The organism is Longimicrobiales bacterium (genome assembly GCA_029245345.1).
GTDB lineage: Bacteria > Gemmatimonadota > Gemmatimonadetes > Longimicrobiales > Gaopeijiaceae > CALFPJ01.
The window spans coordinates 34,181-50,110 of record JAQWPM010000024.1 but is presented as its reverse complement, the minus strand read 5'-3'; the positions used below and the strand labels follow the sequence as shown (position 1 = coordinate 50,110).

Genomic DNA, 15,930 nt, shown 5'->3' with positions numbered 1-15,930 from the left:
TCGTACAATGTACCGTTTCCCGAAGAGCCCGCCGTTGAGAACACCAACATACCGGAGGCGGAATGTGTCTCGGTTATGTCCCTGGGTACCGCCTGGCTCCCCGGGTGAATCGTAAATGGAGCGAAACAATATGAGTCGACCGGCGCACATCGCCGTGCCGATGTCTTTCTTTGCGCTGGCAGCCTTCATGCTACCTATCGCCTCGGCTGCACAAGACGATGGTCCCGCCCTTCAGGCCTACCGAATTCCCGACGGTCAGACGATCGAGTTGGACGGCCGCATCACGGAAGACGTGTGGTCACAGGCTGTGCCGATCCGGGACTTCACGCAGACAGAGCCCGTTGAAGGAGGAACGCCCTCCCGTGATACGGAGATATGGGTCGCGTACGACTCCGACCGGCTCTACATCGGCGCCGTCATGTATGACGATCCCGAGGGTATCCTCGCGCACCAAAAACAGCGCGACGGCTACTTGAGCACAGACGATCGTTTCATGTGGATCTTGGACACGTTCAAGGACGGACGGACGGGGTATTTCTTCGAAACCAATCCTGCCGGCGTACTCAGCGACGCTCTGCTCACGGGTGGTGGCGGCGGCCGCGGCGGTTTCGGCGGTGGTGGTGGTGGTCGGGCCTGGGACGGCATCTGGGACGTCCGGACGTTTATCCGCCCAGACGGCTGGTCGCTCGAGATCGAGATCCCCTTCCAAACCCTCAACTTCGATCCCGAGTCGGACGAGTGGGGCATCAACTTCCAGCGCACCATCAAGCGTGACAACGAAGAGATCATGTGGCGTGGCTGGCGGCGTACCGAGGGACTGCAACGCCCGGTGTTCGCTGGAACTTTGGCCGGACTTGAGGGCATGTCTCAGGGCATCGGGCTTGAAGCCGTGCCGTCCGCAATCGCGGGCTGGAAGAACATCCCGACGAACACGGATCCGACGATATACCCTCGCGACATGTCGCTCGATTTGAACTACTCGGTGACCTCGAGCCTCAGGGCCTCACTCTCCATCAACACCGATTTCGCAGAAGTAGAAAGTGACAACCGACGTGTGAACCTCACGCGATTCTCGCTTCGATTTCCTGAACGCCGCGGCTTCTTCCTGGAAGGCTCAGGGATCTTCTCGTTCGCGCCGCGAAGTGGACCGGATCCATTCTTCTCACGGAACATCGGCATCTCGTCCGGACAGCAGGTCCCGATCCAATACGGGACGCGCGTGACGGGCCAGGTTGGCGGCACCGAAGTCGGCTTCTTCCAAGTCGGGACGGGCCAAGCAACGTTCTTCGACGAAGACGACCAGATGGACGTCTTGCTCCCGTCGGAACAGTTCACCGTAGCACGAGTGCGCCAGCCATTCTGGGAGCAGTCGACAATCGGGGCCATCTATACACGACGTTCAGCTTCGCCGGATGCTACGGGCTTCGTTCCGGAGATCGGGCACACGGCCGGTGTGGACATGTCACTGAACACCCGCGACTTCATGGGGACCGGCAAGAACGCGGATATGGAGGCGTTCTTCGTCTGGAACTCGAATCCGGACCCGACCCAGGATCTCACGACAGGAGACCTCTCCGCTCGAGGATTCCGAATCAACTTTCCGAACGACAGATACACGGGCCACCTCTCGTACCGCGAATTCGGCGACGACTACCGGCCGACGCTCGGTTTCGTGGCTCGCAACGACTTTCGGCGTATCGAACCACGGATCGGGTTCTCCCCGCGTCCTGATATCGACTGGATCCGGAAACTGGATTTCTCAGTTCAGTTCAGAAACCTGACCGAGCTTGGGACCGGCATTCTCGAGGAACGCGAGTGGGACTTCAACGTGCTCGGCGTCGACTTCGAGAGCGGCGACAACTTCGATGTCAACGTGAAGCGCGTCTACGAGTTCCTAGACTACAATTTCCAGATCAGCGACGGCATCCAGATCCCGCAGGGTGAGTATACGAACTGGGAGTATTCCATCCGGGGCAGCACTGCGTCCAAACGGAAGATCTCACTCTTTGGTGGCGGCGGATGGAGCGGATTCTGGAACGGTGATCGGAAGAGCATTTTCGCCAGAGCGACCCTCCGACCAAACCCCGGAATCAGCACCTCACTCAATGTGCAGTACAACGCCGTCGAGCTCCCGCAGGGGGACTTCAGCGCCAACGTCTACGAACTCGAAACGCAGTGGAACCCAACGCCTTGGGTATCGGCAACGTCGCAGTTCCAGTACGACGACCAGAGTCAACTCTTGGGTCTCTTCGCGCGACTGCGTTGGATCGTGAAGCCAGGGAACGACATCTACCTCGTGTACACGCACAACTGGCAGAATCTGAGCGCGGGGATCTTGGACAACCCAGATCTGATCACGCTGTCGCGTGGCGGGTCGATCAAGTTGAACTACACCTATCGGTTCTAGTTCCAGGTAACACCCCGAAGAACGAGGCCGGCCCCACCTATTTGGCGCTGACGGCGCCGGAGTGCCTCTCTAGCAGCGATATCAGGGTAGGGGACTCGGCCGACCCGACCCCGCTAAGCAAGCGGCACCCAGGTCGCCACGCACAACAGGCAGCTAGGCGCAGCGACCGCGAAGAGAGAGGTACTCCGGCGCCTTCGGCACCAAACAGCACCCGCCTCTAAACCACGCCCTGATCAAGCATCGCATCAGCAACTTTCAAAAAGCCACCAATGTTCGCCCCATTCACATAGTTCCCAGGCGTCCCAAAGTCCTCAGCCACCTCCACGCACTCGGAGTGGATGCTCTTCATGATGGATTGGAGCTTCTGATCGACTTCTTCGCGGGTCCAGCTGTAGCGCATACTGTTTTGCGCCATCTCCAACCCGGACACTGCGACACCACCGGCGTTCGCAGCCTTCCCCGGGCCGTAGAGAATCCCAGCGTCGACAAAAAGCACGACGCCGTCAGCCGTGGTCGGCATGTTCGCCCCTTCCGAGACGACACAAACACCACTGTTCAGAAGGTTCTGAGCATCCGTCGCGTTAATCTCGTTCTGCGTGGCAGACGGGAACGCACAGTCGGCATCGTACGTCCAAATTACATCGGCGCGCCGGCCGGGTTCAGGTGCGAGTGGCGAATAGACTGCGGACGGATACTTGTCAGCATACTCCTCGATGCGGCCCCGACGCTCGTTCTTCAACTCCATGACGAACGCGAGCTTCTCTCGATCGATGCCTTCTTCGTCGTAGATGCAGCCGCCCGAATCGGAAAGCGTAAGTACGGTCGCCCCGAGGTCAAGGAGCTTCTCCGCCGTGTACTGCGCCACGTTCCCACTACCCGACACCAGGCACCGTTTGCCCTCAAGCGTGTCGCCGCGTGTCTGAAGCATCTCGGCGGCGAAGTAGACCGACCCGTATCCGGTTGCTTCGGGACGAATCAGCGAGCCGCCCCAATTCAGGCCTTTGCCCGTGAGGACACCCGTGAACTCGTTGGCGAGTCGCTTGTACTGACCGAAGAGGAAACCGATCTCCCGTCCTCCAACACCAATGTCACCGGCTGGTACGTCGGTGTTCTGCCCGATGTGGCGGTACAGCTCGGTCATGAAGCTCTGACAGAAGCGCATGACCTCGCCATCGCTCTTCCCCTTGGGGTCGAAGTCCGACCCGCCTTTTCCACCACCCAAGGGGAGCGTGGTCAACGCATTCTTCAGCACCTGCTCGAACGCCAGGAACTTCAACATCCCAAGGGTCACGGAGGCGTGGAACCGGAGGCCGCCTTTGTAGGGACCGATCGCGCTGTTCATTTCGACGCGGAACCCTCGATTGACCTGCACGCCTCCTTGGTCATCGACCCAAGGCACGCGGAACATGATGACCCGCTCTGGCTCGATCATGCGTTCTAGGATCTTAGCGGAGCCGTATTCTGGGCGGCGGCGGAGAACTAACTCTAGGGACTCAGCCACCTCCTCTACCGCTTGGTGGAATTCCGGCTCAGCTGGGTTCCTAGCCTTCACGTCTTCCATCAGACTCGTCGCATACGCAGCCATGGAATCGGACCTTTTCTCGTTCGAGGATCAGAATGTCGGGGAGGGACTTTGCGGAGTTCGGCTCAGACCGACGCAGTCGCGTTTGGAATAGCCAGAATGCCCTTTCTTTCGCGGCCGTTGACTACAGCCAGGATCGGTTCGTCAAAACGCAGAAGTCGAACGACTCCGTCACTTTCTACCTCTGGAAGTTCCGCTAACCGCTCCCATTCTACAACACCTTCGTCGACACTATCGTTGACGGTCAGGAAGCCGATTCCAAGGGAGGTGATGTTCTGATAGAAGTGGGTTCCTTGAGACGGCGTGACGCGGAAATCCCGGAAGCCAGCCTCTACGATGACGCGCGCGCCAGAGATATCCTCCCACCCTACAGGAATCCCCAGCCATGGGTGAGTCGAACCCCACCTACCCACGCCGATCAGAGCATAGTTACGACCCTCGGACTTGAGTCGCGCATTCATTCGAGCCACTCCTTCGGCGCACTCGGCACTCCTACTTCGGTCGAATCGATTACGGTCGACCACCACGATGTCCCGGAGGTTGTCGATGCGCCCGTGACCCAGAACCGCCGGGCTCTCCACGACTATACTCCGGTCTCCAATGTCACCTAGGCGGACATCCCCCTCCTCCCGCGTCACCGCGAGCGGCCTCAACTGCAGGAAGGCCAGTTCCGAGGGCGCGTCCTCACCAGTCCGTAACGTCACGGCGAACTCGATTTCCACCGGAGAGCGTGTGCCCGCCATCCCAAGGATCAGAAGCTCCCGAATGATCTCCGCCAACGGAAAGACCCCGTGTTTAAGAATCGGGGCGAAACTCACGAGCGGGACCCCCGGCCGACCCAGCCCGTCGTAGACCACATTGTTCTCAGCGGAGTAAGTCGACCCGATGGAGAGCAATGTTCCATCTTCCACCGCAACCTTGATGGGGAACTGGATAATCGGCCCATCACGCTCCCAGCCGCCGGCCGGGGGTGGCTCCCCCAACTGGAGGCCGTAGAAGACCCGCTGCGAGTGTTCGAGGATGTCCTCCACGGACGAGTGTTCGAGAATGTGACCCGGATGGGGCGGCGCAAAGCGAAGGCACGGCTCACCCTCAGCGACGGTCTTTCCCAGCCCCAATGCCACGGCCGCGATCCCGTCTTCTGGGCGAGCTGGAGGCGTGGGGTAGTAGTTGTGGGAACGTGCGACACCTGCGAAATGCGGGTAGAACCGATCCTGATGTCTTTCCCCCACCACGCGTTGAATGATTACGGCCATCGCCTCCTCTTCGAGGCGGTACTGGCTTGCCTCGATGAACGACTGAGCGTTCGACGCATACGTGGTCGCATATACGCGCTTCACCGCATCGAGCAACTGCTCGAGACGGACATCGATGTCGGCGTGATCGTTGGGTAGGAGCCACGTGCCGTAGACTCCGGCCAGCGGTTGCTGGGGCGAGTCCTCAAGCAGGCTCGACGAACGCACCGCGATAGGGGTCTGCACCACCTCCATCACTCGATGCAACTTTTCCACCACGTCCTCAGGAAGCTCCGCCGCCAGAAAACGGGCCCGGATCTGGTCTTCGTCTTCGCATTGCAGAGCGAAGGCCCGAAGCTCGTTCTCGTCCAGGAATCGGTTGAACACCTCGGTGCCTAGAACGACGGCGGCGGGCACGGTGACCCGCACGCCAGGGAAACGATCCGTGATCCGCACCTCATCTATGAGTCGACTCGCGAAAGCCAACCCACGCCCTTTACCCCCGAGAGACCCACCCCCGATTTGTACCAGCCCCTCTTCTCCATCGAACAGCTCCGATCGGAACGGAACTACGGACCCTCTATTCCGCTCCCGACGATACCGATCGATGTCATCGACCAAGCTCAGTCTCAGCTCTTCAACCGACTCGAAATCACCGACCGCCCTGGGACGCAGCTTACCCGCTAGGCCGAACTCCCCGCGAGCGCGCAACCAGCGAGAGAAATCGTGCCGTCGTGCGTGGAACGCGACGCTGTCGCCGGGCACCGTGCTCAGGAGTCCCACCAGACTCTTCAAATCGGGCGCACGTTCGATCTCGGCCCCAGAGCTGTCCCGGAAGACGAAATCGCCAAAGAAGAGATGAGACGACAGATAGGATCTGACCTGTCCAAGGAAGTCAGGAGAGCCCTTCAGCATGAAGCCGACGCCGAGTTCCTTAGCGACCTCCCGGTTGCCCTCATGGGACGACTGGAGAGCTACCGGAACTTCCGAATCGAGCGCCCGCATCGCCTGCAGCAGGTCCTCTCCTGCCGTATCGCTGGTCACGCCATTTCTTGGAAACCGCATGTCTGAGAGGACACCCATAATGGACGACTTGTACTGATCGAAAACATCGAACGCACGTTCGTACGTCGTAGCGAGCAGCACCTTCGGACGAGCGCGGGCACGCATAATCTGTTGCACACGATTACCAGCTTCCAGCTGAACCGCATCGGAGAGATTCTGCAGCTCCGTATAGATCAGCGGCATGAACGCCGAGTAGAAGCGGACATTGTCCTCGACTACGAGGAACACAGGCACCCCAATGCGCGTGTCGCGCTCTACATTGAGGCGATCCTCTACCAACTGCACGATCGCCAGCAGGATCCCGGCGTCCCCCTGATATAAGAAGCGCCCCAAGATGTTAGGGTGCCCTCCGGTCTCCTCGATGCCACGTAGCTCCTCGCGATCGTACGCGAGGATGGCGAGCGGGACGTCGTACCCGCCGTCTGTGACCGACTGGGCGAGATCCGTCGCGCTCATGTCCCCGATGTCCGGGCTCGTGACAATGAGATCGACTCGGCGGTGACCCGACTCGAGGATCTTCAACGCCTCCCGTCCGGAGGATACCCGCGTCAGTGCGGGGGGCTCACGGGGCGAGGCCTCTATGAACTTCCTAAGGACCTGCTCGTGGAGCTGGCCATCTTCGGCGAGGATGAAGGACTCGTACAGTGACGACACGAGCATAACATGGTGGACCTGGCGGCTCATCAGATCGCGGTAGCCGCCGGTACGAGCGCCAAAGCGCTCAGAGAAGTCGAAGAAGGACTTCATCACATCAGCCGGTAGCCGGCCTCCTTGTGTGCGTCATCACACGCTTCCACCACCCCTCACTCCGCGCCCAGCACGGTCGCCCGTGTGTTCACCGTCGCGCAGTGTCACCACTCCATTCACAACCACGACCGGAATGCCGTCCGGGTACTGATGAGGGTCCTCAAATGTCGCACGATCGGCCACGGTGGCGGGATCGAACGAGACTAGATCCGCGAACGCTCCGACCTCGATGACACCTCGTCCGTCAAGCTTGAGTTTCTGCGCCGGCATCTGCGTGACCTTATGGATGGCGGACTCGAGCGTGAGCGCCAAGGTGTCTCTCACATAGTGGCCGAGCAACCGAGGAAAAGAACCGTATCCTCTGGGGTGCGGAGAAGCTGTCGAGAGCGGGCCATACGGGGCATATGCACCCCCATCCGAACACATCATGCCGAGCGGGTGGGCGAGGATCCTCGCGGTATTCTCCTCCCCCATTCCATGTCCGATCATGCCGACGCCACCCCCGTTCGCTTCGAGCAACTCGAGGGTCAGAGCATAGGGCTCCACTCCTCGCTCCTGCGCGAGGTCGCCCATTCGCCGACCGCGCGCCCACGATGTTGCTTCGTTCGTGCTGGTGATCTGGACCGAATTCCAATCGCCAAGCAGGGCAACCTTGTCCCGGCCCTGCGCCTCGAGTCGACCTGCAGTGGCGGTATCTCTCAGGCGGGCCAGGAACGCTTGATTTCCACCCGACCGAGACGACGACGGAAATAGATTCGAGAGGCCGGTCGAATAGGCGGTGTAGGGATAGCGGTCGAAGTGCACATCGACCCCATCCGCCCGTGCTTGCTCAATGAGCCGGAGCGCCGCATCTGCTTTCCAGTAGTTGCGTTGGCCTTGAGCCTTCAGGTGCGATATCTGGACCGGCACTCCCGCCAGACGGCCGACATGGAGCGCTTCCTCAACCGCGGCAAGCAGCCGGTCGTCCTCGTTCCTCATGTGCGAGGCATACGGATAGCCCGTCCCGCGCAGGACGGTGGCCAGTTCGACGAGTTCTGCCGAGTCGGCAAATCCGCTCGGCGCATATTCGAGACCGGAGGACAAGCCGACACAGCCGCCCGCTATTTGCTCCCTGAGGATCTCCTTCATCCGGGCGAGTTCAGCGTCCGTCGCCGGCCGGTCTTCGTTGCCGACCACGAAGCCACGCAATGCACCGTTGCCGACCATCGTAGCAACGTTGACCGCCGCTCCCTCGCGATCCATTCGAGCGAGAAAGCCGACCGGATCCCGGAAGTCGATGTCGATTCCATACTGTCGGTCGTACCGATCACGAGTGGCTTCGAACCCCGCGTCGGACCAGGGCCCGACGGAACCTCCGTCTTGTCCTACAACTTCGAGCGTGATTCCCTGTCGAATGCGGCTCTCGGCGTTGTTGTTGATGAGGAGCGACATATCCGCGTGCGAGTGCACATCGATGAAGCCGGGCGCCAGTGCGAGTCCACGGAGGTCGATCTCGTTCGAGCCGGCGGCCACATTCGTACCGATCTCAGTGATCCGATCCCCAGTGAGTCCCACGTCGACCTCTCGACCTGCCCGACCCGTTCCGTCGAACACTGTCGCCCCACGGAGAACCAAGTCAGCCCGTCGCGCGCCGCACACGAGCTCGGGAGCAATCAAGGACCCGGCCCCCGCTACGGCCGACGCTCGCACGAAGGTGCGACGATTCATGTCCTTACCCACGTCGCACTCTCCCCGGCTCGAGACCGCCAGCATGCAGGATCTTCTCCTGCAGCCGGACTCCTTCCTCGTCGGTGAAATCGAGCACGCGCCGGACGGCTGCTTCCACTTCTTCGTAAACCTCCGCAGGAAAATCGCCACCCTCCGCGTGCCGGAGCGCCCCGGTCAGCGTCTCGAGCTCTCGCTCTGCTTTCTCGGTTGCGCGCCTGAGGCGATTTAGCGCCTTCCGCGCTTCGGTCTCAGCAGTCGTCATATGTCGTGGAGGTCGGGATGGTTCTCTCGCCGTGAATTTTCAAGGTGCGCGGCAGCACAACCCACGGCAATCGCCCGGCCCAGCTCGGGTGACTGGAACCCGCACAGGCGATTAGGTAGAGTCTCAAGCATGAGCAATAAACTTGAACTTTTGGTGGTCGGCGCTGGCCCCTGCGGCATCGCCGTAGGCGCCGCTGCAAAGAAGGCCGGTGTGTCATGTGTCCTCTTCGATCGAGGCTGCATCACCCAGTCGCTCACGAACTACCCGTACTACATGACCTTCTTTAGTACGGCGTTCATGCTCGAGGTGGGAGATGTACCCTTCACCATCCCCGAGTCGAAGCCGACCCGTCGTGAGGCGCTCGTATACTACCGGCGCGTTGTCGAACACTGGGACGTGGACGTCCGTCAGTACCAGAACGTGGACGAGATCTCAGGAAGCGAAGGTGATTTCACGGTACGCACGTCCAAACGAGACGGGACCCAGGAGATCTTCAGTGCCAAATCGGTTGTGTTCGCGACCGGTGGTTTCCATCACCCCAACTTTCTCGAAGTACCCGGTGAGGAGTTGGACAAGGTCCACCACTACTACCACGAACCGTACGCATATTACGCCCAGGACGTGCTCGTCGTGGGCGCCGGAAACTCCGCGGTAGAATCGGCACTCGAGATGTACCGGAACGGCTCACGCGTCACGCTTGTGCACTTCATGGACACGATCGATCGCGGGGTGAAGCCGTGGGTCGTGCCCGATATCACCAATCGCCTCGAAAAGGGCGAGATCGGCGTGCACTGGCACAGTCGTATTACGGAAATCAAGCCAACGTCAGTGGTGATCCGTAGTGATGCTTCAGGCGACACAACCGAGATCTCCAACGATTTCGTCGTTGCAATGACGGGATGGCGGGCAGACCACTCCACACTTCGCGGTCTCGGCGTCGAGATCGACGACGAGACCGGCAAACCGCATCACGATTTAGAGACCATGGAGACGAACACTCCCGGTCTCTATATCGCGGGGGTTATTGCTGCCGGTCACAACGCCAACAAGGTCTTCATCGAAAACGGCCGACAGCACGGCAGTTTGATCGTGGCGGACCTGCTCGCGAAACGTTAGTTGGGAGCCTCAAGACCCAGCTGCTGCGCCATAAAGGTTAGCTCCCGGGCCGTATCCTCGATCCGTAGGGTCATCGGGCGACCACGCCCTGCCGCATGCCCACCGCGGGCGTCGTACCAGAGGATCACGGGAAGCCCGGACGCGGTCGCTGCTTGGAGTCGCGCAGTCATCCGTCGGGCTTGCAGCGGTGGCACTCGGGTGTCGAGGTCGCCGGTAGCCAACATGACTGCCGGATAGTCGGCCCCGTCCCGTACCGCCTGATAGGGTGAGTACTGACGGATCACGTCGAAGTGTTCGGGAATACGAGAATCACCGTATTCGAGCAGTGCCGGCATGTTGTTCGTCTCCTGGAATGCATAGAACCGAACCATGTCCAGATCAGGATAGGTGCATAACACGGCCCGGAAGAGATCCGGTCGCTGCGTCATCGCAGCAGCCACGAGCAGTCCACCGTTGCTGCCACCGTTGCTGCCGAGATGGTCAGGGGTCGTGTACCCTTCGTCGATCAGCATCTCCGCGGCGGCGATGAAGTCGTCGAAGACGTGCTGCTTGTTCTCGAGCATGCCGTCTTGGTGCCACGCTTCCCCGAATTCGGTCCCGCCCCGGAGCGTTGCCACCGCGTAGACCCCACCCATCTCCAGCCACGCCATGCGTGTCGTCGAGAAGCTCGGCTTGATGTTCGATGTGAAACCACCGTAGCCGTTCAAGATTGTCGGGTGGCTTCCGTCGAGTGCGATTCCGGCGCGATGCATCACATACACCGGAGCTCGTGCACCCCCAGTCGAAGTGAACCAGAGCTTAGTGACTTCGAATCCCTCTGGAGAACCTTCCGGAGGCTCCGTCATTTCGACCTCCAAAGTCTCCAGATCGACCTCATACTCCGTGGCAGGCGTCAGGTATCCGACCACTGTGAGTGTCGCCTTTCCGTCACCTGCGCCTCTGACAGAGACGGTCGACTGTTCCGGTACGGAGACCTCACCAACGGGCGTGCCGTCCATCTCAAAGACCCGCACACGGTTTTCCACTTCGTGCAGGTAGATCGCGACGATCTTGTCTCCCACAAACTGGTAGCTCTCGAGAAGATCCTCGCTCTCAGGGATCAGTTCGGACCAAGCATCGGGGGTCGGGTTGTCTGGATCGGCTACAACGAGTCGAAAATTAGATGCTTCATGGTCCGTCCGGATGAAAAGCTGACCGCCCCGAAAGCGGACTTGAAAGTGTGCCGGGACGCCTTCAACGATGGTACGTATCGCGCCATCGCCGGTCTGAATAAAGTGATCACTGCGGGCCCAGCCGTGTTGCGCCGAATAGAGCCGATACCGGCCCCCTCCCACTCGATTCATACTAGCAAACACCTCCGGGCCATAACCCTCACCCCAAATTTCCTCGTCCTCGGACGAGTCCTCACCCAGCGTGTGATGGCGGACGCGCGGCCCATCGACGCGTGACCTGTGCGTGTAGTAGAAGCCCGTGCCCTCTTCGTCGAACTGCACACCACCGTATAGAGCGTTGGGGAGATAATCGGGAAGGTCCTCACCCGTCTCGAGATTTCTGATGCGGATCTCTAACTCGTCCGCGCCGCCCTGTCGGATTGAATAGAGCATCAGCGTCTGATCCGGTGACGCACCCATCATCTCGATCAACGTTCGATACGTGGGATCTAGGTCCACCGGGTCCATGAAGACCTCGTACTCCTCATCCACCGTGGGCTCCTCGGCTTCGTCGTCGTCCGCCGGGGCTGGCCTGCGATAGATCACCGGAACCTCTTCGCCCTGCCGCCTCATGGTGAAGTACTCGAAGTCGCCGATCTTCCTTGTCCCACCGACGTTGTCCTCGTCGAGGCGATCCCTCAGAATCGCGCGGAGATGCTCACGGACGGGCCCCTGCCCCACGATGGTCTCCGCGTAGGCATTTTGAGCGTCGATCCAGGAGCGGGTCTCCGCCGATTCCTGATCCTCGAGCCATCTGTAGTTGTCGACGAACTCGATGCCCTGGATGACGTCCACTACCGGATCAATCCGTGCGTCCGGCGGTGGCGGGTATCGCTCGCTACACGCCGCAAGGAGCGCGACGAGGGCTAGCGCACCGAGTCCTCGAGCCAATCGCTTCATTTTAAAGCTCATCATGTCATCAGTTCATCCACAGGTCTTCGAGGACACGGACGGTCGTAGTGTAGTCATCGCCGTTCACCGAAACGGTCACGCGGTAGACGCCCGGGGTCGCTGGCTGACCACGGTTCCGGCCGAAGCCGCCACCGCCGCCACGACCGTTCTCGGGCGGATTACTCCGTAGGTCCCACTGCACACGGTTCAGGCCGGCAACACCGGTGCCTTCTATGGACCGGAAGACCTCCCCCGTCACGGCATCCGTAATCGTGATCGTGACGTCACCGCTTGCAGCGTCCTCCAGGTAGTAGTGGATCGCGGAGCCCACCGGTGCGTTCTCACCCTCCCAGTTCTTGTCACCCGTGACCGACCGGTTCGAGCGTCGGTCCAACTTCCACTGGACCGACTCACGTGGTTCGAAAAGGTGAAACTCCTCTTCGAGAATCTCCGTCGTAACATCCTGGAGAGCGGTGATGTCATCCATGACGTAGATGGACCGGCCATGGGTCGACAGCACGAGATCGTTGTCTCTAGGATGCACCAGCACATCGTCGATCCGGACAACCGGCAGGCCGTTCATGAACCTGTGCCATTCTTGCCCGTCGTCACCCGAGATGAAGAAGCCGAACTCGGTGCCCGCGTATAGAATGTTCGCGTTGCGCGGATCCTGACGGATCGTATTCACATTCCCGAAGTCCGGGAGATTGGACTTGATATCCTGCCAAGTCTGCCCGTAGTCGCGCGTCACGTAGACATACGGTTTGAGGTCACCTGACTTGTGCCCGTCAATGGAGACATAGGCCGTTGCCACATCGTGATGAGAAGCCTCCACCCGAGACACGTAGTACTGCGTGGTCCCACCCGGGAGATTGCGGCTCACCTCGGTCCACGTCGCGCCACCGTTCTGACTGACTTGGATGTTGCCGTCGTCCGTGCCCATCCAAAGAACGCCTGGCTGGATAGGCGACTCCGCAACGGTGACACCAGCGCTCCACATCGTCACACCATCGTTGCGGGAGAGGTTGCACTCGATACCACGATTGAGCTGTGCACAGCGCGGCACATCGTTCTGCACACCCATCAGGTCGATCTCGTCACGATCGATGTTCTTGGAAAGGTCCTCTGACATGGTCCATGTATCACCTCGATCACGGGAGATGAAGAAGCGATTCCCGGCAACATAGACCGTGCTCGGATTGTGCGGGGAGAGGAGAATGGGCGTGTTCCAGTTCCAGCGGATCTGATCCGTGGCTGAAGGCGCCGGGACAATGTTCGGACCCCCACCGCCACGGCCACCCGTTCCACGGGGACGAATGCTCGGCTGCTCACCGGTCGCCAGGTTGATGCGCCGCACGTTCCCGTTCTGAGACTCGGAGTAGATGATGTCCGGGTTGGTGGGGTCGATTTGGGTATAGAAGCCATCTCCTCCCCCGGCGTTGAACCAGTCTTGGGGCAGGATGTTGCCAGCGCGGACCGAGCTGGGTCCGCACCAGGTCCCATTGTCCTGTAGGCCCGTGCAAACGTTGTACGGCCGCTGCATATCGACTGACGCATGATAGGGCTGGCCTACAGCCCACGTGCGAATCGACTCCCAGTTCTCACCCTGATCGTAAGAGACGTCGATGGAGCCATCGTTCCCGATCATGATGTGATCGTGATTGGCAGGGTTGATCCACAACGCGTGCTGATCCACGTGTCCGAAGCCCGTGAGAGTCTCCCACGTGCGTCCTCCGTCACGGGACTTCGCGACCTGCTGGTCTACCGTGTAGAGAAGTTCGGGGTCTGTCGGCGAGACACGAATCTGGCTGAAGTACATCGGCCGCCCGTTCTCATTGCTGCGGAATTGCCAGCTCTGGCCTCCGTCCATAGAGCGCCACACCCCGTTCCACTGCTGATCGTCCGGTGGGTTCTGTTCACGAATGAGCGTCTGCCAAGCCGAACGTTCATCGTCGTTGAGTTCGCGCTCGTTGTCCGCGGCGACCTCGATCTGGGCGTAGATCATATCCGGGTTCGCGGGGGTCGTCGCCAGTGCGATTCGGCCCATCGTGCCGTTCGGCAGACCATTCCCCTCCACTCTGCTCCACGTATCTCCGGCGTCACCAGAAGCCCAGATCCCGCTTCCTTCACCACCACCCACGAAGCAACAGGCACTGCGGCGGCGTTGGTAGGTTGCCGCCATCAGGTGATCAGGATCGTTCGGCTTGATGATGAGGTCCGTGGCGCCGGTGTTCTCGTCGATGGACAGCACATGGTCCCATGTCGCGCCACCGTCAGTCGTCTTAAACACGCCGCGTTCAGAGCTGGCGCTGAAGAGAGCGCCGTTCGCCGCAACCCAGACCGTGTTGGGGTCCGTGGGATGCACGATGACCCGCGAGATCGACTGGGTCTCGCGAAGACCGACGAAGGTGAAGGTCTCACCTCCGTTCGTTGTCTTGTACATGCCCGCGCCGAAGGAAGAACTTTGTCGATTGTTCGACTCTCCAGTGCCCACGTAAAGCACGTCGGGATCCGACATGGATATACCGAGCGCTCCGACCGAGTGCGTCTCGTATTCGTCGAAGATCGGCTCGAACGTCGTCCCGTTGTTTACGGTCTTCCAGAGCCCACCCGTGGCAAAGCCCACATAGTAGGTGAACGGATCGTCCGAACGGACCGCGATGTCGTCAACTCGTCCGCCCTGTCCGATGGGGCCGATCGAACGCCATACCATAGGCCGAAGCAAAACATTGTCGGACTGATTGACGACTGGAGTGTCTTCCTGAGCCACCACAGTGGTCGGCACAGACGAACCGGCAGCAAGAAAGACGAAGAAAAGTCGGACGAGACGCGAACCGGGCATCGGGTTCACTCCTTAATGTTCTGGGCCCATCGACGTGATTGACCGCATGCATGTAGGCTGAGGAAAGTCGAGACCGAGTACGGTCCCGTCAAACGAATCCGGAAACACGAGGAACCACTACCGACTCCTACGGCTTGGCGCTCAGCAAGAAGACTCTATAGGGTGTCGAAGAATATGGACTGCTGGACTCACGCAACTGTGGAGAACCGAATGCGACGTTACGCATTCTCACTCATCGCAGCGGGCGTTGTCGGGATGGGCGGATGTGGGGTGGCAGATGAGACAGCCGAAGCCGTGGTGGAAGAGATGAAGGAAATCGTGTTGGGCCCCGTGGACGGGCTCGACCTACTCGGTGTGGACCTCGAGCGGGTCCAAGCCGGGGATATGGCACCCGACTTTTCCGCCAATACACTGGCCGGGCCGGTCGCCACGCTCTCGAGTTTCCGCGGGGAAAAGAACGTTGTGCTGCTCTTCTACCGAGGCCACTGGTGACCCTACTGCGCTAAGCAGCTCGGTGAGCTGCAAGACTTCATGACCCCGGAACAGCGCGAAGGGACTGAGATCCTCGCACTTTCTTCAGACGGTCCGGAAATGCTCCAAATGATGGTCGATCGGGTGGCCGAAGAAAACGACGGCTACATGATCGACTTCGCGCTGTTGTCCGACCCGGACGCGACGATCATCAATCGGTACGGGCTCTTCAACAGCGAAGACGGCAAAGGACGCGCGATTCCGCATCCAACGGCCTATGTGATCGACAAGGAGGGCCGCGTGCACTGGAAATTCACCGAGGTGAACTACCGGGTCCGGCCGGAGAACGAGGACATCCTGGCAGCACTCGCGGAGCTCGAAGGGATGTAGAGGG

Annotated in this window: 10 protein-coding genes; 4 read left to right on the top strand and 6 right to left on the bottom strand. The window is 60.3% G+C overall.

Translation table 11 applies throughout. From position 1 onward, the window contains the following. Positions 1-130: 130 nt before the first annotated feature. Positions 131-2,407 carry a DUF5916 domain-containing protein gene (locus tag P8L30_15330; protein ID MDG2241577.1) on the top strand — a complete coding sequence of 759 codons (2,277 nt, stop codon included), beginning with the start codon at positions 131-133 and terminating at the stop codon, positions 2,405-2,407. Between the two features lie 217 nt (positions 2,408-2,624). On the opposite strand, the gene gdhA is transcribed toward P8L30_15330, so the two are convergent. The 4 genes from gdhA to P8L30_15310 all read right to left on the bottom strand — a co-directional run bounded on the left by gdhA (position 2,625) and on the right by P8L30_15310 (position 9,005). Further along, on the bottom strand, positions 2,625-3,992 hold the full coding sequence (gene gdhA, locus P8L30_15325; GenBank protein MDG2241576.1) for an NADP-specific glutamate dehydrogenase: 1,368 nt from the start codon (positions 3,990-3,992) through the stop codon (positions 2,625-2,627). A gap of 62 nt (positions 3,993-4,054) precedes the next feature. After that, positions 4,055-7,036: a PEP/pyruvate-binding domain-containing protein gene (locus tag P8L30_15320; protein MDG2241575.1), complete on the bottom strand. Its 2,982-nt coding sequence runs from the start codon at positions 7,034-7,036 to the stop codon at positions 4,055-4,057. A gap of 36 nt (positions 7,037-7,072) precedes the next feature. After that, a complete protein-coding gene (locus tag P8L30_15315) occupies positions 7,073-8,743 on the bottom strand; it encodes a D-aminoacylase (protein MDG2241574.1) in 1,671 nt (556 codons plus the stop codon). Between the two features lie 4 nt (positions 8,744-8,747). Continuing rightward, complete coding sequence (locus P8L30_15310) at positions 8,748-9,005, bottom strand: hypothetical protein (protein ID MDG2241573.1); 258 nt, start codon at positions 9,003-9,005, stop codon at positions 8,748-8,750. 129 nt (positions 9,006-9,134) lie between these two features. Between P8L30_15310 and P8L30_15305 the strand changes: the two genes are divergently transcribed. After that, positions 9,135-10,121 carry a YpdA family putative bacillithiol disulfide reductase gene (locus tag P8L30_15305; GenBank protein ID MDG2241572.1) on the top strand — a complete coding sequence of 329 codons (987 nt, stop codon included), beginning with the start codon at positions 9,135-9,137 and terminating at the stop codon, positions 10,119-10,121. Here the strand turns inward: P8L30_15305 and P8L30_15300 are convergent. Beyond that, positions 10,118-12,247, bottom strand: a complete 2,130-nt coding sequence (locus P8L30_15300) for a prolyl oligopeptidase family serine peptidase (protein MDG2241571.1) — start codon at positions 12,245-12,247, stop codon at positions 10,118-10,120. The two genes, P8L30_15305 and P8L30_15300, sit on opposite strands and share 4 nt — an antisense overlap. 4 nt (positions 12,248-12,251) lie before the next feature. Beyond that, complete coding sequence (locus P8L30_15295; protein MDG2241570.1) at positions 12,252-15,065, bottom strand: hypothetical protein; 2,814 nt, start codon at positions 15,063-15,065, stop codon at positions 12,252-12,254. A gap of 210 nt (positions 15,066-15,275) precedes the next feature. Between P8L30_15295 and P8L30_15290 the strand changes: the two genes are divergently transcribed. Together P8L30_15290 and P8L30_15285 are read left to right on the top strand one after the other, a co-directional pair. Further along, positions 15,276-15,557 (top strand): redoxin domain-containing protein, encoded by a 282-nt coding sequence (locus P8L30_15290; protein ID MDG2241569.1) that lies wholly within the window; start codon positions 15,276-15,278, stop codon positions 15,555-15,557. After that, on the top strand, positions 15,450-15,926 hold the full coding sequence (locus tag P8L30_15285) for a peroxiredoxin family protein (GenBank protein MDG2241568.1): 477 nt from the start codon (positions 15,450-15,452) through the stop codon (positions 15,924-15,926). The genes P8L30_15290 and P8L30_15285 overlap by 108 nt, the downstream gene beginning before the upstream one ends. Positions 15,927-15,930 lie beyond the last annotated feature (4 nt).